Source organism: Yersinia sp. 2545 StPb PI, assembly GCF_052217125.1.
GTDB lineage: Bacteria > Pseudomonadota > Gammaproteobacteria > Enterobacterales > Enterobacteriaceae > Yersinia > Yersinia enterocolitica_E.
Genome location: NZ_JAZGPY010000001.1, coordinates 2,739,407 through 2,762,353, shown reverse-complemented (window position 1 = coordinate 2,762,353; position 22,947 = coordinate 2,739,407). Strand labels below are relative to the sequence as shown.

Here is a 22,947-nt window from a genome sequence, read left to right as displayed (position 1 = left end):
TTGAATCGAGTGATAATTAAAGAAGAGAGAAAAAATAATTTTACCTAAATTTAAAATTATTTCACAGAATGGCTAAAGGTTCCTTAAAGAGCGCCGATACAAGTTGTGACGGTGATGAAGCCGTGGGCAGTAAGCCCAAACCATAACCCAACAGCATTTAAGGAATAACATTATGGCGGTAATTAACACTAACATTCTGTCTCTGACGACTCAGAACAACATGAACAAATCCCAGTCAGCTTTAGGTTCCGCCATTGAGCGTTTGTCCTCTGGTCAACGTATCAACAGTGCGAAAGACGATGCTGCGGGTCAGGCAATCGCTAACCGTTTCACTTCTAACATCAAAGGCCTGACTCAGGCTTCCCGTAACGCAAACGACGGTATCTCTCTGGCGCAAACCACTGAAGGTGCGTTGGGCGAAATCAACAACAACTTGCAACGTGTGCGTGAGTTGAGTGTTCAGGCTGCTACCGGTTCTAACTCATCTTCTGACCTGAAATCAATCCAGGACGAAATTAAACAACGTCTGGATGAAATCGACCGTGTATCTGACCAAACTCAGTTCAACGGCGTGAAAGTTCTGGCTGGCAACAGTAGCATGAAAGTTCAGGTTGGCGCTAACGATGGCGAAACTATCAGCATCAATCTGGAAAAAATCGACTCAAAAAGTTTGGGTCTGCAAGGCTTCAACGTTGATGGTGCAAAACAAGCCTCTGTTGATGATCTGACTTCTCAGTTCAAAGCTACTGGGACTAACAACTTTGATGTCGGCGGTGTTGCATATAAAACTGATATCAACAGCGGTGCAGTGACTAAAGCTGGTGTAGCACAATATATTGATGCGGGTACCGGTGCATTCTCCGGCACTGCGACTGCTGCTAACACAGCATCAACTGTTTACACAACTACAGCAGTCGCTGGCGCAGAAGCTACTTCTATCGCTGCCGCGTCTGTTGGTAAAGCAACAGGTGATAAATTCACTGCTCAAGGCATGGAATTTACCGTTAAGACTGCGGCTGACGCGAATGGTAACGGTGTTTTCAGTGCTACAGTTGACGGTAAAAGTGTTGATTTCACAACTTCAGCCAGTACTGCACCTGCCGGTACCGCTGCTGAAGTGAAAACTTCTAGCGCTTTATTCGCCTCTGTTGTTGGTGGTGGTTTAACCACAAAAGCTGCTGAAACCAACCGTGCTGCAACCTTAGCTGATCTGGATTTACAAGGTGCTACCAAAACTGGCAGTACTTTGACTGTTAACGGCACTGCATACACCGCTAACGCCAAAGGTGATGAAATCACCGATGCGGGTGGCAAAGTAATGTACATGTCACGTACTGCTAACGGCAACACCACCCTGATCAATGAAGATGCTGCTGCATCTCAGAAATCAACTGATAACCAACTGGCGACTGTTGATAAAGCGCTGGCACAAGTTGATGCGCTGCGTAGTGGCCTGGGTGCGGTACAAAACCGTTTTGACTCAGCTATCACCAACTTGGGTAACACCATCAATAACCTGACTTCAGCTCGTAGCCGTATCCAGGATGCTGATTACTCTACTGAAGTTTCTAACATGAGCCGTGCTCAAATCCTGCAACAAGCAGGGACTTCAGTATTGGCACAAGCAAACCAAGTACCACAAACTGTGCTGTCTCTGCTGCGTTAATTCGCCAGAAAGACCACATTATGTCAACCCCGCTGCGGCGGGGTTTTTATATTACTCACTGGAAAGAGAAAAGAGCACTTTTTCCAGTGGGAATAAGTTTAAACCAGACGCTAATGGCTTATTTTTAGCGGTTTTCATCTCTATTTATCGCTCTGTTTTTTCAATGACTGCAATAGGTTAACAGTAAAATTAACGGGCATAAGCCAAATAGCCGCCCTTTTATAGGCCTATTCCAGCGATTGTCTGGCTGACCTGACAGGATAATGGTACGACTCTCTTACCCTTAGGTGCCTGTCTAGTGAGTGATCTGTATACCGCCGAAGGCGTGATGGACAAAAATTCCCTCTGGCAACGCTATGTTCCTTTGGTTCGCCATGAGGCACTGCGTTTGCAGGTTCGCCTGCCGGCCAGCGTGGAGTTGGATGATTTGTTGCAGGCTGGAGGTATTGGTCTGCTGAATGCTGTCGAACGTTATGACGCTTTGCAAGGGACTGCGTTTACCACTTATGCGGTACAGCGTATACGGGGTGCCATGCTAGATGAACTGCGTAGCCGAGATTGGGCTCCACGCAGTGTGCGGCGTAATGCACGTGAAGTTGCCAGTGCCATGCAAAAGGTTGAACAACGGGTGGGGCGCCCTGCAACTGAGCAGGAAGTAGCGCAAATTCTTGATATTGATTTGGCGGAATACCGCCAGATTTTGTTGGATACCAACAATAGCCAGCTTTTCTCCTATGACGAATGGCGGGAAGAGCATGGTGAAAGTGTCGAACCCCTGCTGGAAGGGCATGAGGATGCCAATCCATTGCAACATTTGTTGGAAGGAAATCTGCGTCAACGCGTGATTGAAGCGATCGAGGCATTGCCGGAACGCGAAAAGATGGTGCTGACGTTGTATTACCAGGAAGAGCTGAACCTGAAAGAAATCGGAGCGGTGCTTGAGGTCGGGGAGTCCCGCGTCAGCCAGCTTCATAGCCAGGCGATAAAACGCTTACGCGCCCGCCTGAATAACGACTCTTAATTCACTTCCGCTCAGTGATATCACAGTTTCTATTTTATTAATGCAGGTCTTCTTATGCCAGGACTTCAGTTAAAAAAACGGCCACTGAGCCGTTATTTAAAAGATTATAAACACGGCCAAACCCATTGTTCACATTGTCATAAAGAACTTGACCGTATGGCGTTGGTTTTCCGTGGACAAATCATTAATAAAGAAGCTATCTCCGGTATGGATCAGCCCATTGACGATCAAGTATGGTCAAAGCTTCAGCATGAGTTGACTGCATTATGTCGTTTTTGCAGCGAAATATATTGTAATAGCACGCCCGGTTATTTCGATATTATGGCGTTCAAGCAATATTTATTTGAACAAACTGAGATGAGCCATAGTACTGTTCGCGAATATGTTGTGCGCCTACGTCGTCTGGATGAAATGTTGGTTGCCACTAATTATCCGGCTGAAAAGTTTGCCAGTGAGACCATGCATCAGCGCATTATTGATGAGTTGCCTAATGCGGCGCATAACAATTATCGTATTGCCTTGCGTAAATATGATCAGTATCTGGAATGGCAAAAAAATTACTGAGACTGGTACGTGCATTCAGGCAGTTGAGAAAACTCTGTATTTTCGCTAACAGCGTCGCGAGTGTAACGCGAAACCCTTCAGTCATTATTTTACGCCCGGCAAGGTTCCCCGTGCCGGGTTAATACCCTTCATTCTGTACCCTGTAGAGGTGTTAGCTACCCTCGTTCCCTCGAATGACTGACTTGATTAAGCTGAGTAGTGCCGCCCTCTATAGCTTGAAATCGCTGAGTATCGTCTATTTATTCCGCATATTACGTTATTCCCCTGCGCTATCGTCAACGACATCTATAATAAAAATAAGTGATTATTGGTGTTACATCTGATAAATCTATATTTCCTCTTGGTACTTGCAGCCGCAGGGGTTAGTTACATTGACTTATCCGTACCTACCTACACGCCAAGTTCGTTGGGCAACAGTTGACTTATTAATTCCTTGGGGGATCCGTGACGTTTCAACACAAACTGGCGCAATTTCCGCGTCTAGATCTGGTCGGCAATCCGACGCCATTGGAAAAACTATCTCGACTCTCCGATTATCTGGGGCGTGAAATTTATATCAAACGTGATGATGTAACACCTCTGGCATTAGGGGGGAACAAATTGCGTAAGTTAGAGTTTTTGGCAGCAGATGCGTTAAGTCAGGGCGCGGATACGCTGGTTACCGCGGGCGCTATTCAGTCTAATCATGTCCGCCAAACAGCAGCAGTTGCGGCGAAATTGGGGCTGCGTTGTGTCGCATTGCTTGAAAACCCGATTGGCACGGCACAGGAAAATTATCTGACTAACGGCAATCGGTTGCTATTGGATCTATTTAACGTAGAAGTAGTGATGTGCGACGGGTTACATGACCCGAACCAACAATTGGCTGAGCTGGCAACCCGTCTGGAGGCTCAGGGCTTTCGGCCGTATGTGGTGCCGGTTGGTGGTTCTAATGCCTTAGGCGCTTTAGGTTATGTGCAATGTGCATTAGAGATTGCGGCTCAGTCGGCTGGGAATGTCACTTTTAGCTCGGTGGTGGTGGCATCGGGTAGTGCGGGCACCCACGCAGGTCTGGCAGTAGGGTTGCAACAATTATTGCCTAATGCCGAGTTGATTGGGGTGACCGTATCGCGTAAAGCCGATGAGCAACGCCCTAAAGTGGCGCATATTCAGCAAGAGTTAGCTGCGTCCCTGGGGATTACTGGGGAGCAGGCAGAAATTATCTTGTGGGATGATTATTTCGCCCCGCAATATGGCATGCCGAACGATGAAGGGTTGGCAGCTATTGGGCTGTTGGCAAGGCTTGAAGGTGTACTGCTCGATCCGGTGTATACCGGCAAGGCGATGGCGGGTTTACTGGATGGTCTTGCGCAGAAAAAGTTTCGCGATGAGGGTCCAATTCTGTTTATCCACACCGGTGGTGCACCCGCATTGTTTGCTTATCATCCACGGGTGTAACCTTTAGTTATTGCTTATTCCGTTTATAGCTATCGTTATTAGTTTATATTCCTTTATTCCATTAACAGCACTGATAAAGTGCTGAATATCAAAAAATAAACATGACAGTCGGGGTATTTATGGGTTTTTCAATTGTTCGTCGCCGGTTAGTTCTGGGCATGGTGGCAGTCGCACTGGCAACAGGCTTGAATGTGAAGTCTTATGCTGCAGGTGATTTGCTGAGTCAGGTCAAAGATCGAGGAACTCTGATTGTTGGGCTAGAGGGCACTTATCCGCCGTTCAGTTTCCAAGGTGAAGATGGGAAACTCACTGGGTTTGAAGTGGATTTTGCTAATGCACTAGCAGAACACATGGGCGTTAAGGCCAAAATCACCCCGACTAAATGGGATGGCATGTTGGCTTCATTGGAGTCCAAGCGTATTGATGTGGCGATTAACCAAGTCACCATTTCTGAAGAGCGTAAGAAAAAATATGATTTCTCAACGCCTTATACCATTTCTGGTATTCAGGTGCTGACTAAGAAAGGTAACGAAGGTAACTTCACTAAACCTGAAGATTTGCAAGGCAAGAAAGTCGGTGTTGGCTTGGGTAGTAACTACGAACAATGGTTACGTGACAACCTGAAAGGTGTTGATATTCGTACCTATGATGATGACCCAACTAAATATCAGGATCTGCGTGTAGGCCGTACGGACGCCATTTTGGTTGACCGTTTAGCTGCATTGGATCTGGTAAAGAAAACCAATGGTACTCTTGCTGTTGCAGGCCCGGCGTTTGCTCGTCAGGAGTCTGGCGTAGCATTGCGTAAGAACAACCCAGAGTTGTTAGCGGCAATCAATCAGGCGATCACTGAGATGCAAAAAGATGGCACGTTGGCCAAAATCTCTGAGAAATATTTTGGTGCGGACGTAACTAAATAATGCAAGAAAGTATTCAATTGGTGCTGGATTCAGCACCATTTTTATTGAAAGGTGCCTGGTTTACCCTCCAGCTCAGTCTGGGGGGGATGTTTTTTGGTCTGGCATTAGGTTTTATGTTGGCCATGATGCGGTTATCTCGTTTCTTGCCGTTATCACTCCTTTCTCGTTTCTATGTCTCCATTTTCCGTGGTACTCCATTAATAGCTCAGCTATTTATGATCTATTATGGTCTGCCACAGTTCGGCATTGAACTGGATCCGATGCCTGCTGCATTGATCGGTCTATCACTTAATACCGCCGCTTATACATCTGAGACATTGCGTGCTGCTATTTCGTCAATTGAGAAAGGGCAGTGGGAAGCTGCGGCCAGTATCGGTATGACACGTTGGCAGACACTTTATCGGGTGATATTGCCGCAAGCTGGGCGCACCGCATTACCTCCGCTAGGGAACAGTTTTATCGGTCTGGTAAAAGATACCTCTTTGGCGGCGACTATCCAGGTTCCTGAACTTTTCCGTCAGGCGCAATTGGTCACTTCCCGTACATTGGAAGTTTTCACTATGTATCTGGCGGCCTCGTTGATTTATTGGGTCATGGCGACATTGTTGTCAGCATTACAAAATCGGCTGGAAGCCCATGTTAATCGTCAGGATCAGGAGTAGCCATGAGTGCCATAGACATTAAACAACTGACCAAACAGTTTAAAGGTCAGCAGGTGCTGCACGGTATCTCACTTGAAGTAAATAGCGGTGAAGTGGTGGCGATCATCGGGCCGAGTGGCTCAGGTAAAACGACTTTATTGCGCAGTATTAATCTACTGGAGCTCCCTGATTCAGGGATTATTCGTGTCGGTGATATTGAGATTGATGGCAGCATACCTATCAGCAAGCAGCAACGTCAGGTGCGTGCACTGCGCCAACAGGTCGGGTTTGTGTTTCAGAGCTTCAATTTGTTTCCACACCGTTCGGTGCTGGAGAATATTATTGAAGGGCCGGTTATTGTTAAAGGCGAAAAGCGAGCCTCTGCGGAGAAACGTGCTCGTGAACTGCTGGCAAAAGTAGGGCTAAGTGGGAAAGAAGATGCTTACCCACGCCGTTTATCCGGTGGTCAGCAGCAGCGGGTTGCCATAGCACGAGCATTAGCGATGCAACCACAGGTTATTCTGTTTGATGAACCGACGTCAGCGTTAGATCCTGAACTGGTGGGGGAGGTTCTCAACACTATCCGCGCACTGGCTGAGGAAAAACGCACCATGGTGATTGTGACGCATGAAATGAGCTTTGCCCGCGATGTGGCTGACAGGGCTATTTTTATGGATCACGGACGGATTGTTGAGCAAGGTCCAGCAAAAGAGTTATTTGCTCATCCGCAGCATGAGCGTACTCGGTTATTCCTTGATAAGTTCCTGAACAATCACTGAGTCATTTACTGCGAAGCTGATAGCCAAATTCAGCGAAATAGGGGGCACTTTTGGGCCCCCAGTTTTATCAAATCATCTTACAAAAAGGCTTCCAGCTTAAGGCGAAGCGCGGTAGCTTTAACTTCCTTCATCTGCCCATGGCCCGGTAATACTTTTTGTTCGACGGTGACCAACCCTGCTTTTTTCAAAATAGCCACATCGCGGGTGACGGCACTGCGATCCCTTTTTAAACGGGTTGAAAGGGAGGTGATAGAGCCAGGGTGCATTTTTACCGCCTGCAGCAGAACAATGCGCGCAGCACTTAATATCCGCACCATCGCTAATGGGTCTTCAAAGGTAATAGTGTGTTCTTCAGGTAAGGCTTTCCCTGCATCTGCCAGAACCGCGAGTTGTTTGCCTCGTTTGAAAAAATCATCTTCCGTTGCTGTTTTGATGACCAGTTTGTCCATTAACTTCTCCTTAATGAAGTCCAATCCTTCTGAAAGCAATCCTCTATCTGTTCAAAGCTGACAAAATCAACTGCTTCAATGCCACCTAAGTAATGGCGATGGTGAAAACCATGCGCATTGTCGTAACCTATTACGCAACCATTATCACCCAGTGATAAATGGTGATTGATATAGGCTAAATTATAACGGGTGATAGTACCGGCCCGATCAGCCCATATTTCACGGCGTAATTGACCATTACCCCGCCGGTTAGCAATTTGATGAGTCTCATCGACAATCTTTTTATCAGACATGAATATTATTATCACTCCTGAGAAGGGTTGTACATAAGATCTTCACTAAGAAGAAAGCTAGGGGCGTATACAGTTCCGTCATTTGTCTGAATTTATAATGAGTTAATTACCAGGGAAGGCTCAACAGAGTGATGTGAAATATGCGAGAGGCTACCAGAGGAAAATAGTTTCATACCCGTTTTACATCGGGGAATGCGGCACATATCGAATAATAACCCGTCAGTTGCGACCGGAGTCTACGTAAAGAATAAGGTCCCGAAGGACCTTATTGGTGCAGGCACTCTAAGTGCGAAAAAGAGTGAGCTTAGTTAGCTAGCCGATGGTCATCAGGCTGGCATTTCCTCCCGCGGCGGCGGTATTCACACTCAGTGAGTGCTCAATCAGCAGACGTTCCAGCAGTATATTTGTTTCACCACGGGCGAAGCCCTGTACCGAGACAATTGGCCCCTCAATTTGCGCTATCTGCTCACACAAGGTGCGCAATTGATCAGCATCACCGTGATAGATAACGGCATCAAACGGTACGTTGGCGGTTTGCCAGTCATGGGTAAGGGTAATTTGGGATTGCACTACCGCCGGTAGCTGGCGTAACAGATCCTTTTGTATCCCCTGTTCTGGCCATAAGATCTCGCAGCCGATTGCCAGAACGGCTGCCAGTTGTATTAGAGCATCAGTGTCATTATCCGCCAGACAAAGAACACGTTCACGTGGTAGTAGGGTATAACTGTTGCGCTCACCGGTTGGCCCAGGCAATAACTGTATGGTGCCACCTTGCGCCAGTTCGCCATAGCGCTGCGCTAAAGGTACTAATTCAGCATATTGTTGTTTGTCAGCCCATTGTATTAGGGCGCGATGGGCTATTTGTAATGCTTCGCGACCAGCCATATTCTGTGGTTGCTCAATATTTTGATGTGCCAGTGTCTTAAGAACTGCATCTTCTGGGCGGCTGCACAACAGGCGATACAGATACAGTGGACCACCCGCTTTAGGGCCGGTTCCTGACAACCCTTCACCACCAAAAGGTTGTACGCCAACCACTGCCCCAACCATATTGCGGTTAACGTAGAGGTTGCCTACCTTAGCTTTTTCAGTGACTTGGGCGATAGTTTCATCAATACGAGTGTGAATGCCCAAGGTTAAACCATAGCCGGATGCGTTGATTTGATCGACTAAGGCGCCAAGGTTCTGACGCTGGAAACGTACCACATGCAGTACCGGCCCGAAGATCTCTTTTTTCAACTCATCAAAGCTATCCAGCTCTATTAATGTTGGCTTAATAAAGGTACCGCGTTGCCACTCGGTTTCGTCCTGACTGTTGGTGCGGGCAGCCTGGTAAACTTTACGCCCTTTGGCGCGCATGGCCTGAATATGGCGCTCAATTCCAGCTTTGGCCTCGGCATCAATCACCGGCCCAATATCTGTAGACAGGCGTTCTGGATTACCCATCCGGCACTCGGCCATCGCGCCACGCAACATTTGCAACGTGTGCTCAGCAACATCATCCTGAATGCAAAGAATACGCAAGGCCGAACAACGTTGGCCCGCGCTGTCAAAGGCTGATGCGACGACATCGGTCACCACCTGTTCCGTCAATGCAGAGGAATCAACAATCATGGCATTGAGGCCACCGGTTTCGGCAATCAGCGGCGTTGGGCGGCCCTGAGGATCAAGGCGGCCTGCGATGCTGCGTTGCAAAATAGCAGCGACTTCGGTTGAGCCGGTAAACATCACGCCGCGCACACGGTTGTCATTGACCAATGTCGCCCCAACGTTGTCGCCTCGTCCTGGTAATAGTTGCAGTACGCCGTGAGGAATACCGGCCTCTAGCAAGATACGTACAGCTTGCGCAGCAATCAGTGGCGTTTGTTCTGCCGGTTTTGCCAAGACACTGTTACCGGCAGCTAATGCTGCGGCAATCTGGCCGGTAAATATTGCCAACGGGAAGTTCCACGGGCTGATACAAACCACAGGGCCAAGAGGGCGGTGGCTATCATTGGAGAAATCGTTTCGTACCATTCCAGCATAATAGTGCAGGAAATCAACAGCTTCACGCACTTCGGCAATGGCATTACTGAAGGTTTTACCCGCCTCTCGTACCAGTATCCCCATCAATGCTTGCATCTGACTTTCCATCAGTTCGGCGGCGCGCACTAAAATAGCCGCACGCTCAGCCGGTGGCGTTGCAAACCAGATAGCCCCCGCGCTGCCAGCCGCATCTAGCGCACGACTGATTTCAGCATCCGTTGTTTCGCGAACGTAACCGACGATATCAGCGGGTTCTGCCGGGTTGATAACGGCTTGCTCTATTAGGTTATCAAGTCCTATACCGTTATCACTTTCTGCGTCAATCATCGGTTCTGCCCGCCATATCTGGCTGGCACTGGTGAGGAGAGCACTGGAGAGCGAGGCCAAACGGTGTTCGTTGGCCAAATCTAATCCGCTGGAATTGGCTCTATCTTTACCGTAGAGGTCGCGTGGTAACGGGATTCGTGGATGAGGCAAACCAAGTTGCCCTTCACTGGCGGCAATGGCTTCTACAGCACTAACAGGATCAGCGACCAGTTCATCCAATGGCAGAGTGGCATCGGCAATGCGATTGACAAACGATGTGTTGGCCCCGTTTTCCAGCAGGCGGCGCACTAGATACGCCAGTAAGGTTTCGTGGGTACCGACCGGAGCGTAAATACGACATGGGCGATTAAGCTTACCCTCGGCAACTTTCCCGACGACTTGTTCATATAGCGGTTCCCCCATGCCATGCAGGCATTGGAACTCATACTGGCCGGGGTAATAATTTTGCCCTGCAAGATGATAGATAGCGGACAAGGTATGCGCGTTATGAGTGGCAAATTGGGGATAAATCAGATTAGGTACGGCCAGTAATTTACGCGCGCAAGCCAGATAAGAGACATCGGTATACACCTTGCGGGTATAAACCGGATAACCTTCTAACCCATCAACTTGAGCGCGTTTAATCTCGCTGTCCCAGTATGCGCCTTTGACTAAGCGAATCATCAGCCGGCGGCGGCTGCGCTGGGCCATATCTATCACGGCATCAATAGTGGCGGGGCAACGTTTTTGGTATGCCTGAATGACGAAACCGATACCATTCCAGCCTGCCAATTTTGGCTCGAAACAGAGTTTTTCCAGCAGATCGAGGGAGATTTCCAGACGATCAGCCTCTTCTGCATCAATGTTAATGCCAATATCATACTGCCGTGCTTGCAAGGTCAACGATAATAGCCGTGGATACAGCTCATCCATTACTCGTTCATATTGAGCACGGCTATAGCGAGGGTGCAGGGCGGACAGCTTAATTGAGATACCTGGCCCTTCATAAATTCCCCTGCCATTTGAGGCTTTGCCGATAGCATGGATTGCTTGTTGATAGGAGAGCAGATAAGCCTGAGCATCTACCTCTGTCAGTGCTGCCTCACCCAACATATCGTAAGAGTAACGGAATCCTTTATCTTCCAGTTTACGGGCGTTCGCCAATGCCTCGGCAATGGTCTCGCCGGTCACAAATTGCTCGCCCATCAGGCGCATCGCCATATCCACACCTTTGCGGATCAATGGCTCACCACCTTTACCGATAATACGATTTAAGGAGCCGGAGAGCTTAGCCTCATTATGAGTAGAGACCAGATGGCCGGTAAAGAGCAGCCCCCAGGTCGCCGCATTGACAAACATCGACGGGCTGCGCCCCAAATGAGAGTGCCAGTTGCCGTTACTGATTTTATCGCGGATCAGTGCATCACGAGTGGGCTTATCAGGAATACGCAGTAGTGCTTCCGCGAGACACATCAATGCCACACCCTCTTGTGAAGAGAGGGAGAACTCTTGCAGTAAGCTTTGCACGATACCCGCGCGACCATTAGCACTCTTCTGGTTACGCAATTTTTCAGCAATGGAATAGGCCAGCTTATGGGTTTCTTGCGCTAAATCGGCCGGTAAACGTGCTTGCTCCAATAACATCGGTATGGCTTCAGTTTCGGGACGACGATAGGCCGCAGTGATGGCCGCACGAGTTACTGATTGTGGTAGCACTTGCTCGGCAAAATCTAAAAATGGTTGATGTGCGCTTTCAGTGACTTGCGGCATAATATCGTCCGTTTCCGCGATAGGGGTCACATGGGGTGTTGGCAATTCGGGTAGCTCACTGCCACTTTCCAGTCGTTCCAAATAGTTAAAAATGGCCTGCTTGATCAGCCAGTGTGGCGTGCGGTCAATACGCTGTGCCGCGCCCTTGATACGGTCGCGTGTTGCTTCATCGAGTTTCACGCCCATTGTGGTGCTACCCATGCTGTCCGGCTCCTTTAATAAGGGGGATTATGATTTGATTCCTGATAATATCAGGCATGTTGCAACTTTGTGCAACCGTGTTAAATCACGGCGTGAATGAAGTGTGAATTCAGTCTTGTTTTTAACAATCGAGCGGGGCGTAGGAGGGATCGAATATTATGTTTAACTAAGGCTAATGCTAACAATGGTAGGCTTTGTGAGGGATTAACCTTAGGTATGACTCATTTTGCAATGGAAGGTGTAACCTCTAACATGGCGTAATGTGATGCAGGGTGAATTTTTTGTAAAAAATTTGTTTAATTTGTTGTGAGTAAGGAAACTCCTCCACTAGGATAGCCACCGCGAGATGGCCGTTCGCCAGCGAATAGTTGTGCTGGTAGTTTATTTGAGTTCGAGATTCATCTCTGGTGCAACTGAGTGTCACGTTCCGGCTCTCCAGAGTGAAAACATGACACCGCACTGAGCGGAAAGAACTCAAAATAGCGGGATATATTAAAACGATAATACGCACTATGGAGACGTTGCATGACCATGAATACGCCAATGTTGGTGACTTTTTTAGTTTACATTTTTGGGATGATATTAATTGGCCTCATGGCCTACCGGGCAACCAATAACTTTGATGATTATATTCTGGGTGGGCGAAGTTTAGGCAGTGTGGTCACTGCATTATCTGCCGGTGCTTCCGATATGAGTGGCTGGTTATTAATGGGATTACCGGGGGCAATATTCCTGTCGGGTATTTCCGAGAGCTGGATAGCCATTGGTTTAACGATTGGTGCTTATCTTAACTGGAAGTTGGTCGCAGGCCGTTTGCGGGTTCATACCGAAGCCAATAACAATGCACTGACATTGCCTGATTATTTCACCAGCCGTTTTGAAGATAAGAGTAAATTGCTGCGGGTGATATCAGCGGTAGTTATCTTGGTTTTCTTCACTATTTATTGCGCTTCAGGAATCGTTGCCGGTGCGCGTTTATTCGAAAGTACGTTTGATATGAGCTATGGCACCGCATTATGGGCTGGTGCTGCGGCCACCATCGCCTATACCTTTATTGGCGGTTTCCTCGCAGTAAGCTGGACGGATACAGTACAAGCAACGCTGATGATTTTTGCTCTGATCCTGACCCCGATTATTGTTATTCTGGCGGTGGGAGGTATCGACACTTCCATGATGGTCATTGCTGCGAAAAATCCCGCGAATATCGACATGTTTAAAGGGCTGAATCTGGTTGCCATCCTCTCTCTACTCGGTTGGGGATTGGGTTATTTTGGTCAGCCACATATTCTGGCGCGTTTTATGGCGGCAGACTCTCACCGTACTATTCGTAGTGCACGCCGCATCAGTATGACTTGGATGATCCTTTGTCTGGCAGGGACCATCGCGGTGGGCTTCTTTGGTATTGCTTACTTTGAAAACCATCCTGAACAAGCTGGGAATGTGAGCCAAAATGGCGAACGTGTTTTCATTGAGTTAGCTAAATTACTCTTCAATCCATGGATTGCCGGTATTTTACTGTCCGCTATTCTGGCAGCCGTCATGAGTACCTTAAGCTGCCAGTTACTGGTGTGTTCTAGTGCGTTGACGGAAGACCTGTACAAAGCATTCCTGCGTAAAAAGGCCAGCCAGAAAGAGTTAGTGTGGGTCGGCCGTGCCATGGTGTTGCTGGTGGCATTGATAGCTATCGCACTGGCAGCGGACCCGGATAATCGGGTTCTTGGTCTGGTTAGCTATGCATGGGCTGGTTTTGGCGCCGCATTTGGTCCTGTGGTTCTTATCTCGGTGATTTGGCCACGAATGACTCGCAATGGCGCACTGGCAGGGATGTTGCTCGGTGCTATTACGGTTATAGTCTGGAAGCAATATGCCTGGTTGGGCTTGTATGAAATTATACCAGGCTTCCTATTTGCCAGTATCGCCATTGTGGTGGTGAGCTTGTTGGGCAATACGCCAAGTAATACCATTACTGAACGTTTCCGTAATGCTGAAGCGGAGTTTAAAACCATTTAATAGCGCACACATGCAGTTATTAATGACATTTACTGTTGCTTAACATCGCCTCCTGTACAACAGGAGGCTTTTTTTTGCTGAAAATTGCGCCAGATATCGATAAATAGGCTGAGAGGGCGGTGCGACCTAAAAAAACGTATCTTAATGAATTTATTTGTTATTTAACCTGGCAGAAACAACTTGCCACAGTTTGTTTAACAATATTCTTATTTAGCCTCTTGAATTTCTTTTTGCCAGAATGATAATCACTATCGTTCTTAGTTTTACTTTTCTTTACGAAATTTGACGTTACTCATAATTACATATTTATACCCATATCCAGCGCAGGGGTGCTTAGCATGTTTGTCCCATTTCTAATTATGTTTCGTGAAGGGCTGGAAGCCGCGCTGATTGTTAGCTTGATAGCCAGTTACCTTAAGCGTACTCAACGCGGTCAATGGATGGGGGCAGTGTGGATTGGAGTGGTAACGGCAGCCGCGCTATGCCTTGCTATCGGCATCTTTATTAATGAAACCACGGGTGAGTTTCCGCAAAAACAGCAAGAGCTGTTTGAAGGTATTATTGCGGTGGTCGCAGTTTGCATTTTAACCTATATGGTTTTCTGGATGCGCAAGGTATCCAAGTCAGTCAAAGTCCATCTGGAAGGGGCAATTGATAATGCACTCAACTCAGGCCGCAGTCAGGGCTGGGCATTGGTGGCGATGGTCTTTTTTGCCGTGGCCCGCGAAGGGCTTGAATCGGTATTCTTCTTACTGGCGGCTTTCCAGCAGGATGTCGGGATTGGCGCGCCAATTGGCGCAATACTTGGCCTGACCTGCGCCATTTTGGTGGGGATGGCTATCTACTGGGGCGGCGTTAAGTTGCATCTGGCTAAATTTTTCAAATGGACCAGCCTGTTTATCTTGTTTGTCGCCGCAGGCCTGGCCGCCGGAGCCATCAGAGCTTTCCATGAAGCCGGTCTGTGGAATCATTTTCAGGATATCGCGTTCGATTTGACGAATGTGCTCTCCACTCATTCACTGCTCGGCACCTTCCTTGAAGGGATGTTTGGCTATCAGGAAGCACCAACAATCAGCGAAGTTGCGGTCTACTTTATCTATCTGATTCCGGCACTGATCCTCTTTTTCCTTCCACCACGCACTACGGCGGCCACAATTGCCCCTGCTGCGCGGAAAACTAACCAATAATTCAGGAATTTTCACATGTCTAACCGGTTCTTCCGTCGCACTGCATTGCACGCCGCGTTACTGGCACTACCTGCTGTGGCTATCAACGTACAAGCAGCTGATATTCCACAAATTAAAATTACCGTTAACGATAAGCAGTGTGAGCCGATGGCGCTGTCTATTCCTGCCGGTAAAACTCAATTTATTGTTCATAATGCCAGTCAGAAAGGGTTGGAGTGGGAGATCCTCAAAGGCGTGATGGTGGTTGAGGAACGCGAAAATATTGCCCCGGGCTTTACCCAGAAGATGACGGCTAATCTGGAGCCGGGTGAATACGATATGACCTGTGGCTTACTCAGCAACCCGAAAGGTAAATTGACAGTCACGGCGGCTGGTGATAACGCGGCGGTAAAACCGGACGCGATGGCATTGGTCGGGCCAATTGCTGAATATAAAGTCTATGTAACACAAGAAGTTGCCCAATTAGTCACTCAAACTAAAGCCTTTACTGATGCAATCAAGAAAGGCGATTTGGCTCTGGCGCGCAAGTTGTATGCGCCAACCCGCCAGCATTATGAGCGTATCGAGCCGATTGCTGAACTGTTCTCAGATTTGGATGGCAGTATCGATGCCCGTGAGGACGATTTTGAGCAGAAGGCCGCTGATCCGAAATTTACCGGTTTTCATCGGTTAGAAAAAATCCTGTTTGGTGACAACACCACTAAAGGCGCGGATAAATTCGCCGACCAACTGTACAAGGACACCCTGGAACTGCAACAACGCATCACCGGCCTGACATTTGCGCCAAATAAAGTGGTTGGTGGTGCTGCGGGCTTAATCGAAGAGGTTGCGGCCAGCAAAATCAGTGGTGAAGAAGACCGTTATAGTCGTACTGATCTGTGGGATTTCCAGGCCAACGTTGATGGAGCACAGAAAATTGTTAATCTGCTGCGGCCATTGCTGGAAAAAGCCGACCAGCCGCTGCTGCAAAAAATCGATGCTAACTTCAAAACCGTCGATAGCGTATTGGCGAAATATCGCACGAAAGAGGGTTATGAGTCTTACGAGAAGTTAACTGACGCCGATCGTAATGCTATGAAAGGGCCGATTACGGCACTGGCGGAAGACCTTGCTCAGCTTCGTGGCGTATTGGGTTTGGATTGAGGCATTAAGATGAGTAAGAAAACCGACCCGCAACACGGGTCGTATCAACATGGTAGCGGGGCGGCGTTGCCCTCCCGTCGGCGTTTACTGCTGGGTATGGGCATGATGAGTGGTGCCTTGGCTCTTGGCGGGGCAAAGATAGCCCGAGCGGCAGATTGCCCTGCACCCGAGGCTGCACTTGCGCAAGATGAACGCTGGCAGAAGCAGCCCTTTTATGGTCAGCATCAGTCAGGGGTATTAACCCCACAGCAAGCGGCCATGATGCTGGTAGCATTTGATGTACTGGCCACCGATAAGGCGGCCTTGACCCGATTATTCAAACTGCTGACGGAGCGGCTGGCCTTCCTGACCCGCGGCGGGCATGCACCTTCGGTTAATGCCAAATTGCCACCGCTGGATTCTGGAATTATGGGGCCGGAAATTTACCCAGATAACCTGACCATTACGGTTTCTGTGGGGGATTCCTTGTTTGATGAGCGGTTTGGTTTGCAGGGGCAGAAACCACTGCGGCTACAAAGAATGACGCGCTTCCCCAATGATTCACTGGATGCGGGTTTGTGTCATGGTGATATCTTGCTGCAAATTTGTGCTAATACCAATGAAACGGTGATTCACGCTCTGCGCGATATTATCAAGCACACGCCAGATTTACTCAGTGTGCGGTGGAAGCGTGAAGGTTTTATTTCTGCTCATGCGGCCCGTAGCAAAGGTAAAGAAACGCCGATCAATTTGTTGGGTTTTAAAGATGGGACTGCGAATCCCAAAACCAGCGATAAGCCGCTGATTAATCAAGTGGTATGGGTTCAGGGCAATATCGGCGAGCCCGCATGGGCAGTCGGGGGTAGCTATCAGGCGGCGCGGATTATTCGCTTTAAAGTGGAATTTTGGGATCGCACACCGTTACAAGAACAGCAGACTATCTTTGGCCGTGATAAACATAGCGGTGCCCCCTTGGGGAGCCTACATGAACATGATGAGCCGGATTACACCAAAGATCCCGATGGTAACGTGATTAAGTTAGATGCACATATCCGGCTGGCAAATCCACGTACCGCAGAAACTCAGAGTAACCTGATGTTACGCCGTGGCTACAGTTACTCGCTGGGAGTGTCAAATTCAGGGCAACTGGACATGGGCTTGCTGTTTGTCTGCTACCAATCTGATTTGGAAAAGGCGTTCCTGACGGTACAAAAACGGTTGAACGGTGAGGCGTTAGAAGAGTATGTCAAACCGATCGGTGGGGGATATTTCTTCGTGTTACCTGGGGTGGTTGATGCTAACCACTATCTGGCACAAGGGTTGCTTGAAGCCTAACTCCGTTTAATGAGTAAGAAAAAGCACCGCTTTCATGCGGTGCTTTTTTATTGCCAGACAGCAGGGTTGATGCTCAAAGCAGATTTGAACGCTACTTGCCAAGCCCTGATATGGGCTGAATATTGAGCGAAACTAACCCCGCTGCGGTATTAGGTCTGAAGGGCGTTAGCTTACCAGTTTGGCGGTAATTTTTGCCACATGCTCGCCCTGGAAACGGGCGATAGCAAGCTCTTCAGCAGTTGGCTGACGGGAGCCATCACCACCGGCAATGGTTGTTGCACCATATGGGGTACCGCCACGGGTCTGTGAAACATCAAATAACTCTTTGGCCCCATAGCCGATTGGCACGATGATAAAACCGTGGTGGGCTAATGTGGTCCATGTGGAGGTGATGGTGTGCTCTTGTCCGCCGCCAGTACCGGTTGAGGAGAATACACTGGCAACTTTGCCGTACAGTGCACCAGAAGCCCATAGCCCGCCGGTTTGATCGAGGAAGGTACGCATTTGCCCTGCCATATTACCGAAACGGGTTGGGGTACCAAAAATGATGCCATCGTAATCGGCCAGTTCTTGCGGCGTTGCGACCGGGGCTTGCTGGTTGTTTTTGCCGCCGGCATTGGCGAAGGCGTCTGGTGGCATGGTTTCAGGGACCCGTTTGATGGTCACTTCAACACCGCTGACTTTTTGGGCACCTTCGGCAATCGCACCGGCAAGTGTTTCAATATGCCCATACATGGAATAGTAAAGCACTAAAATTTTCGCCATCTCGCTATGCTCCAATCAAATTTATTGAATAATGCTGATGATGTAATCATAGTCGCTGCTAATGACACCTATTAACCATACGCCAATACAATCAGGCTGCAACTTATTAGTCGTGCGCAAAATGAATGGGATATGAGCTAACCTTCTCTTTCTGCTGGTTTTATTAGCGCAATATTGTTACAGATTACGTAACTTCTTTTGCAGGCGTTTTTGCTGCCAGCGCTCGACCCAATTACCCAGCAATAACAGATTTATTGCGCGCAGACACAGCGGGATACTTAGCCCTAGCACTACCCACCAGGCCCACATATAGCCAGGTGAAGTAAACCAATTGATAGCAAACAGCACTGCACACAGAATAACCGCCCGCAGTAACTGACGCAGTAAAGACATTTCATCCTCAACCGCTTTGCGGGCATCAATGACGCGTTGGTCAACAGCTTGCGACGGGGTGCTCTGTTCCTGAGAGACATTTGGGCAATACAGCTCACTGACTTTCAGATCCATGACGGCCGCAATAGCACTCAGTGTTTCCAAGCTGGCTTGTTCACCATTCTCTATGCGTTGAATCGTGCGTACACTCAGACTGCAAAGTTCAGCCAACTGTTCTTGTGACCAGGCCCGGGCCAACCGCAATTCACGAATACGATACATGTTCATACTGATTTTCCTATGAGGTTTGAAGCGATATCAACAAACCTATGCTTAAGCCCTCGTCACTGCCACGACAGCAGCATGACATGTTCCCGACAGCTTTCTGACACGCTTATCACGACTTATTTAACCGCTGTTGCGAGCATTTTACCGCGACGACCCTGCACATGGCGTGACGTCTTGGTTATAAAACGCCTTAACGCTCTTGATTGAGCTTTTTGGCACACTAACAGAGCGTTATGGCACAATGTAAACAAGCCTGTTTGCGTAAGCTACTAACTTACCTCACAGGAGAACCATCATGAAAAAGATAGCACTGTCTCTGGCGATTATCGCAGTGTCATTATCTGCTCAGGCACAAACCTTCAGCGTCAAAAGTAGCGATATGCCTGAAGGTAGACCCTTACAAACCCAGCAGGTTTTTAACGGATTTGGCTGTGATGGCGGGAATCAATCGCCACAGCTTTCATGGCAGGGTGCGCCCGCAGGAACCAAAAGCTTCGCCATTACCGCTTATGATCCTGATGCCCCGACGGGGAGTGGCTGGTGGCATTGGACGGTGGTGAATATCCCCGCCGATGTTCATTCATTGGCAACAAATGCTGGGCAGAGCAAAAATGGCACTTTACCTGTTGGTGCCGTTCAGGGGCGCAATGACTTCGGCTATGCGGGATTCGGAGGGGCTTGCCCACCAGCAGGAGATAAACCTCATCGCTATCAGTTCACTGTGTGGGCATTGAAAACAGATAAATTACCCCTCAATAGTGATGCCAGTGGTGCATTGGTGGGTTTTATGCTCAACAGTAATGTGATTGCGAAAACGCAACTGGTTGCCACTTATGGCCGCTAATTATTAATCCAAGAGCAGGAAGTATGCAGCAGATAAATCATAGCCAGATGACTATCTCCAGCGCTGAAATTGTTGCCCGCCGAGCACATACGTTGCATCGGGTCACGGTGTTTTCACCGGCACTGTGCCATGTCCGTCAGGGCAGTAAATTGGTGCAATGGGGGGCACAGGCTGCCAGTGCGGGGCAATCGTCGCTTATTTTGTTTCCTGCCGGTATCGAAGTCAGTATCGCGAATACCCCGGATCGGGGGCATTATTGTTCTGATATGGTCTATCTGCCGCAAAGTTTATTACGCCAGTTTCGCCACTGGTACGGTGCCTCGGCGGTGACGCCAGTGGCAACTGCATCGCTATGTGTTCCTCTGGATAGCCATACCCGCCTTGCATGGGATAGCTTATTGCTCAACGTGAAGTGTCATGCGCCAGATGCGCTCTTACAGCATGCGGCGATGGGGGTTTTATTGGCTCTGCACTTGGCTGGGCAGGCAGGGACGTTATTAATCGACCGACGAGATAAATGGGCGGAACAGGTACAACAAATTTTACTGCTCGATCCGGCGCGCAACTGGAGCGTGAGTGACGTCGCCCACTCTTTGCATATTGGGGATTCAACTTTGCGGCGCAAACTGATGCAAGAAGATCGTAGTTTTCGCGTGATTCTGGAAGAGGTTCGTATGGGGTGTGCATTAAATGCATTACAAACCACATCACTTTCGATTGGCGAGATCGCTGCACAGCACGGTTATATTTCACCGTCCCGCTTTACGTCACGTTTTCAGCGGCATTTTGGCTTAACGCCACGCCGATTACGCGAAGCAATCACGGCAGCCTAAGTATATCTATATAAAAACCTTACTCCCGTGCAGGGAGTAAGGTGATGATAATAAAACAACCGCTATAGGTGATGATGATGCCTTACTGATTACGGTTATCGTACAAGTAGCTTCTGCGCTTCTTCAAGATGAGATAGCCAATGGTCAGAATGACAAACCACAGCGGCGTCACTATCAGCGCTTGGCGGGTATCACTTTCCAAGGTTAACAGCACCAGGACAAAGGCAAAGAACGCCATACATACCCACGACATGAAAATACCAGCGGGCATTTTATAGATGGATTTCTTATGTAATGCCGGGCGTCTTTTGCGATACACCAGGTAAGAGCAAAGGATGATGGTCCAGACGAACATAAACAGAATCGCTGAAACTGTGGTGACCAGTGTAAACACCGTCATTACGTTCGGGATTAGGTAAATGAGAACCACACCACCTAGCAAACAGATACAAGAAAATGTCAGGCCGGATGCGGGGACGGAACGGCGCGACAGCTTACCAAATTGCTTTGGTGCATCACCTTCTTTTGCCAAACCGAACAACATACGGCTGGTGGAAAACACGCCACTGTTAGCTGACGAAGCCGCCGAGGTTAGGACCACAAAGTTGATCACACTCGCAGCGGCGGGTAACCCGACCAGAACGAATAACTCAACAAACGGGCTTTTATCGGCAACTACTGAACTCCATGGTGTCACTGACATAATCATAATCAATGAGAAAACATAGAACATGATGATGCGGATAGGGATGGAGTTAATAGCACGCGGTAATACCACTTCAGGATCTTTGGTTTCAGCGGCGGTGGTCCCAACTAACTCAATACCGACAAAAGCAAAAACGGCTATCTGGAAGCCCGCAAAGAATCCACTGATTCCTTTCGGGAACATCCCGCCATCATTCCATAAATGGGTAAATGACGCGGTGGTACCCGAAGGGGACTGATAGCTCATTAACACCATGGTTAAGCCGGCAAAGATCAGTGCCACAATTGCCACAATTTTAATCATGGCAAACCAGAACTCCATTTCACCGAACATTTTCACCGTGGCCAAATTCAGTGATAGCAACAGTAAAACCACTAGCAGTGAGGCAACCCACTGGGAGAAACCGGGGAACCAAAATTGGGCGTAAGCCGTGATGGCAACCACATCAGCGATACCGGTGATGACCCAACAAAACCAGTAGGTCCAGCCGGTGAAAAAACCAGCCCAAGGACCGAGTAAGTCGGCAGCGAAATCACTAAATGATTTATATTTCAGATTCGATAGCAGCAGCTCACCCATGGCCCGCATCACGAAAAACAGCATAAAACCGATTATCATATAAACGAAAATAATCGACGGCCCGGCAAGGCTGATGGTTTTACCCGATCCCATAAACAATCCGGTACCTATAGCCCCGCCAATAGCAATTAGCTGGATATGGCGGTTGGAGAGGCTTCGTTGAAGGTGCTCTTCAGGTTCCGGCAACTGTTCTGCCACTATCTTGGATTGGTCTACCATCTTTCCCATTCCCTCTTCCTGTATTTGTGAAGTTGTTGAGCTCTATGTTGGCTCTTTGGTCTTAACCTGTCTGTCTGTCTGTCTGTCTGTCTGTCTGTCTGTCTGTCTGTTAGTTTTTTGCTATGTTTTAAGTACAATTTGCGAATTATTTAATATCTTCGCAACAATAATTGCACAATACGCCTCGTTTTCCAGTGTTTATATTTCACACACTGAATTTTGTTAAGTTCATCACAGCATCTGGAATTACAACATGAAGTCACATAACTAACAATAATCGTAAAGAACAGATGAATAATTAATCTCCAGAGAGGGATATAAACAGTATAAACAGAAAAATCCGATGAAATGTTTGACAGCCAAGGCTAACAGGAGAATAATTATCGCCGTTGGGTCGTTAGCTCAGTTGGTAGAGCAGTTGACTCTTAATCAATTGGTCGCAGGTTCGAACCCTGCACGACCCACCAACAAAATCAATAAGTTACACTAAATTTCATATGTTTTATTTATATTTTCGTGCCATATTTGTATCGGTAATATTTAATATTCCATCTGTTTATTTTATATGCTGGATTAAATTGATAGGTTAACCACGAACAAGCCTTATTAGTATCT

The 22,947-nt window shown here is 48.2% G+C and carries 19 protein-coding genes and 1 tRNA gene; 14 read left to right on the top strand and 6 right to left on the bottom strand.

The window, feature by feature from the left end:
* Positions 1-169 precede the first annotated feature (169 nt).
* The 7 genes from V1955_RS12780 (at position 170) to tcyN (ending at position 7,028) form a co-directional block, all read left to right on the top strand.
* Positions 170-1,666 carry a flagellin N-terminal helical domain-containing protein gene (locus V1955_RS12780; protein WP_133155043.1) on the top strand — a complete coding sequence of 499 codons (1,497 nt, stop codon included), beginning with the start codon at positions 170-172 and terminating at the stop codon, positions 1,664-1,666.
* Positions 1,667-1,964: 298 nt separating this feature from the next.
* Positions 1,965-2,687 (top strand): RNA polymerase sigma factor FliA, encoded by a 723-nt coding sequence (locus V1955_RS12775; RefSeq protein WP_005189394.1) that lies wholly within the window; start codon positions 1,965-1,967, stop codon positions 2,685-2,687.
* Positions 2,688-2,741: 54 nt separating this feature from the next.
* The gene (gene fliZ, locus V1955_RS12770; RefSeq protein WP_005189397.1) at positions 2,742-3,251 is read left to right on the top strand and encodes a flagella biosynthesis regulatory protein FliZ; all 510 of its coding nucleotides are present in this window, start codon (positions 2,742-2,744) and stop codon (positions 3,249-3,251) included.
* 444 nt (positions 3,252-3,695) lie between these two features.
* Positions 3,696-4,688, top strand: a complete 993-nt coding sequence (locus tag V1955_RS12765; protein WP_083159138.1) for a D-cysteine desulfhydrase — start codon at positions 3,696-3,698, stop codon at positions 4,686-4,688.
* Positions 4,689-4,807: 119 nt separating this feature from the next.
* Positions 4,808-5,608 carry a cystine ABC transporter substrate-binding protein gene (tcyJ, locus tag V1955_RS12760; RefSeq protein WP_083159137.1) on the top strand — a complete coding sequence of 267 codons (801 nt, stop codon included), beginning with the start codon at positions 4,808-4,810 and terminating at the stop codon, positions 5,606-5,608.
* A complete protein-coding gene (gene tcyL, locus V1955_RS12755) occupies positions 5,608-6,270 on the top strand; it encodes a cystine ABC transporter permease (RefSeq protein ID WP_083159136.1) in 663 nt (220 codons plus the stop codon). Before tcyJ ends, tcyL begins: the two co-directional genes overlap by 1 nt.
* Positions 6,271-6,272: 2 nt before the next feature.
* Positions 6,273-7,028, top strand: a complete 756-nt coding sequence (tcyN, locus tag V1955_RS12750; RefSeq protein ID WP_083159135.1) for an L-cystine ABC transporter ATP-binding protein TcyN — start codon at positions 6,273-6,275, stop codon at positions 7,026-7,028.
* A gap of 77 nt (positions 7,029-7,105) precedes the next feature.
* On the opposite strand, the gene V1955_RS12745 is transcribed toward tcyN, so the two are convergent.
* The 3 genes from V1955_RS12745 to putA all read right to left on the bottom strand — a co-directional run bounded on the left by V1955_RS12745 (position 7,106) and on the right by putA (position 12,072).
* Entirely contained in the window at positions 7,106-7,477 is a 372-nt protein-coding gene (locus V1955_RS12745; RefSeq protein ID WP_442820960.1) for an HVO_A0114 family putative DNA-binding protein, read from the bottom strand.
* On the bottom strand, positions 7,477-7,770 hold the full coding sequence (locus tag V1955_RS12740) for a toxin-antitoxin system TumE family protein (RefSeq protein ID WP_083159133.1): 294 nt from the start codon (positions 7,768-7,770) through the stop codon (positions 7,477-7,479). The genes V1955_RS12745 and V1955_RS12740 overlap by 1 nt, the downstream gene beginning before the upstream one ends.
* 312 nt (positions 7,771-8,082) lie before the next feature.
* Positions 8,083-12,072: a trifunctional transcriptional regulator/proline dehydrogenase/L-glutamate gamma-semialdehyde dehydrogenase gene (gene putA, locus V1955_RS12735; RefSeq protein WP_420073312.1), complete on the bottom strand. Its 3,990-nt coding sequence runs from the start codon at positions 12,070-12,072 to the stop codon at positions 8,083-8,085.
* A gap of 525 nt (positions 12,073-12,597) precedes the next feature.
* Between putA and putP the strand changes: the two genes are divergently transcribed.
* The 4 genes from putP (at position 12,598) to efeB (ending at position 17,726) form a co-directional block, all read left to right on the top strand.
* Complete coding sequence (gene putP, locus V1955_RS12730) at positions 12,598-14,082, top strand: sodium/proline symporter PutP (RefSeq protein ID WP_083159131.1); 1,485 nt, start codon at positions 12,598-12,600, stop codon at positions 14,080-14,082.
* A gap of 338 nt (positions 14,083-14,420) precedes the next feature.
* Positions 14,421-15,269 carry an iron uptake transporter permease EfeU gene (efeU, locus tag V1955_RS12725; protein ID WP_372569044.1) on the top strand — a complete coding sequence of 283 codons (849 nt, stop codon included), beginning with the start codon at positions 14,421-14,423 and terminating at the stop codon, positions 15,267-15,269.
* Between the two features lie 15 nt (positions 15,270-15,284).
* The gene (efeO, locus tag V1955_RS12720) at positions 15,285-16,412 is read left to right on the top strand and encodes an iron uptake system protein EfeO (protein ID WP_420073311.1); all 1,128 of its coding nucleotides are present in this window, start codon (positions 15,285-15,287) and stop codon (positions 16,410-16,412) included.
* A gap of 9 nt (positions 16,413-16,421) precedes the next feature.
* Complete coding sequence (efeB, locus tag V1955_RS12715; protein WP_442820959.1) at positions 16,422-17,726, top strand: iron uptake transporter deferrochelatase/peroxidase subunit; 1,305 nt, start codon at positions 16,422-16,424, stop codon at positions 17,724-17,726.
* Between the two features lie 165 nt (positions 17,727-17,891).
* On the opposite strand, the gene wrbA is transcribed toward efeB, so the two are convergent.
* Both wrbA and V1955_RS12705 read right to left on the bottom strand, forming a co-directional pair.
* A complete protein-coding gene (wrbA, locus tag V1955_RS12710; RefSeq protein WP_083159127.1) occupies positions 17,892-18,491 on the bottom strand; it encodes an NAD(P)H:quinone oxidoreductase in 600 nt (199 codons plus the stop codon).
* 177 nt (positions 18,492-18,668) lie between these two features.
* Positions 18,669-19,151 carry a helix-turn-helix domain-containing protein gene (locus V1955_RS12705; protein ID WP_083159126.1) on the bottom strand — a complete coding sequence of 161 codons (483 nt, stop codon included), beginning with the start codon at positions 19,149-19,151 and terminating at the stop codon, positions 18,669-18,671.
* 295 nt (positions 19,152-19,446) lie between these two features.
* On the opposite strand from V1955_RS12705, the gene V1955_RS12700 reads away from it, so the two are divergent.
* Together V1955_RS12700 and V1955_RS12695 are read left to right on the top strand one after the other, a co-directional pair.
* Positions 19,447-19,995 carry a kinase inhibitor gene (locus V1955_RS12700; protein ID WP_083159125.1) on the top strand — a complete coding sequence of 183 codons (549 nt, stop codon included), beginning with the start codon at positions 19,447-19,449 and terminating at the stop codon, positions 19,993-19,995.
* A 23-nt stretch (positions 19,996-20,018) separates the two neighbouring features.
* The gene (locus V1955_RS12695) at positions 20,019-20,828 is read left to right on the top strand and encodes a helix-turn-helix transcriptional regulator (RefSeq protein ID WP_083159124.1); all 810 of its coding nucleotides are present in this window, start codon (positions 20,019-20,021) and stop codon (positions 20,826-20,828) included.
* 82 nt (positions 20,829-20,910) lie between these two features.
* Here the strand turns inward: V1955_RS12695 and cycA are convergent, their stop codons facing one another.
* Positions 20,911-22,332 carry a D-serine/D-alanine/glycine transporter gene (cycA, locus tag V1955_RS12690; protein ID WP_193784822.1) on the bottom strand — a complete coding sequence of 474 codons (1,422 nt, stop codon included), beginning with the start codon at positions 22,330-22,332 and terminating at the stop codon, positions 20,911-20,913.
* Between the two features lie 391 nt (positions 22,333-22,723).
* On the opposite strand from cycA, the gene V1955_RS12685 reads away from it, so the two are divergent.
* Positions 22,724-22,799 (top strand) — tRNA-Lys (locus tag V1955_RS12685).
* The last annotated feature ends 148 nt before the right edge of the window (positions 22,800-22,947 follow it).

Bases quoted from the DNA above. Each gene is read 5' to 3' on its own strand.
- fliZ (WP_005189397.1), top strand. From the start codon at position 2,742: ATGCCAGGACTTCAGTTAAAAAAACGGCCACTGAGCCGTTATTTAAAA.
- tcyJ (WP_083159137.1), top strand. From the start codon at position 4,808: ATGGGTTTTTCAATTGTTCGTCGCCGGTTAGTTCTGGGCATGGTGGCA.
- tcyL (WP_083159136.1), top strand. From the start codon at position 5,608: ATGCAAGAAAGTATTCAATTGGTGCTGGATTCAGCACCATTTTTATTG.
- tcyN (WP_083159135.1), top strand. From the start codon at position 6,273: ATGAGTGCCATAGACATTAAACAACTGACCAAACAGTTTAAAGGTCAG.
- V1955_RS12745 (WP_442820960.1), bottom strand. From the start codon at position 7,477: ATGGACAAACTGGTCATCAAAACAGCAACGGAAGATGATTTTTTCAAA.
- V1955_RS12740 (WP_083159133.1), bottom strand. From the start codon at position 7,770: ATGTCTGATAAAAAGATTGTCGATGAGACTCATCAAATTGCTAACCGG.
- putA (WP_420073312.1), bottom strand. From the start codon at position 12,072: ATGGGTAGCACCACAATGGGCGTGAAACTCGATGAAGCAACACGCGAC.
- putP (WP_083159131.1), top strand. From the start codon at position 12,598: ATGACCATGAATACGCCAATGTTGGTGACTTTTTTAGTTTACATTTTT.
- efeU (WP_372569044.1), top strand. From the start codon at position 14,421: ATGTTTGTCCCATTTCTAATTATGTTTCGTGAAGGGCTGGAAGCCGCG.
- efeO (WP_420073311.1), top strand. From the start codon at position 15,285: ATGTCTAACCGGTTCTTCCGTCGCACTGCATTGCACGCCGCGTTACTG.
- efeB (WP_442820959.1), top strand. From the start codon at position 16,422: ATGAGTAAGAAAACCGACCCGCAACACGGGTCGTATCAACATGGTAGC.
- wrbA (WP_083159127.1), bottom strand. From the start codon at position 18,491: ATGGCGAAAATTTTAGTGCTTTACTATTCCATGTATGGGCATATTGAA.
- V1955_RS12705 (WP_083159126.1), bottom strand. From the start codon at position 19,151: ATGAACATGTATCGTATTCGTGAATTGCGGTTGGCCCGGGCCTGGTCA.
- V1955_RS12700 (WP_083159125.1), top strand. From the start codon at position 19,447: ATGAAAAAGATAGCACTGTCTCTGGCGATTATCGCAGTGTCATTATCT.
- V1955_RS12695 (WP_083159124.1), top strand. From the start codon at position 20,019: ATGCAGCAGATAAATCATAGCCAGATGACTATCTCCAGCGCTGAAATT.
- cycA (WP_193784822.1), bottom strand. From the start codon at position 22,332: ATGGTAGACCAATCCAAGATAGTGGCAGAACAGTTGCCGGAACCTGAA.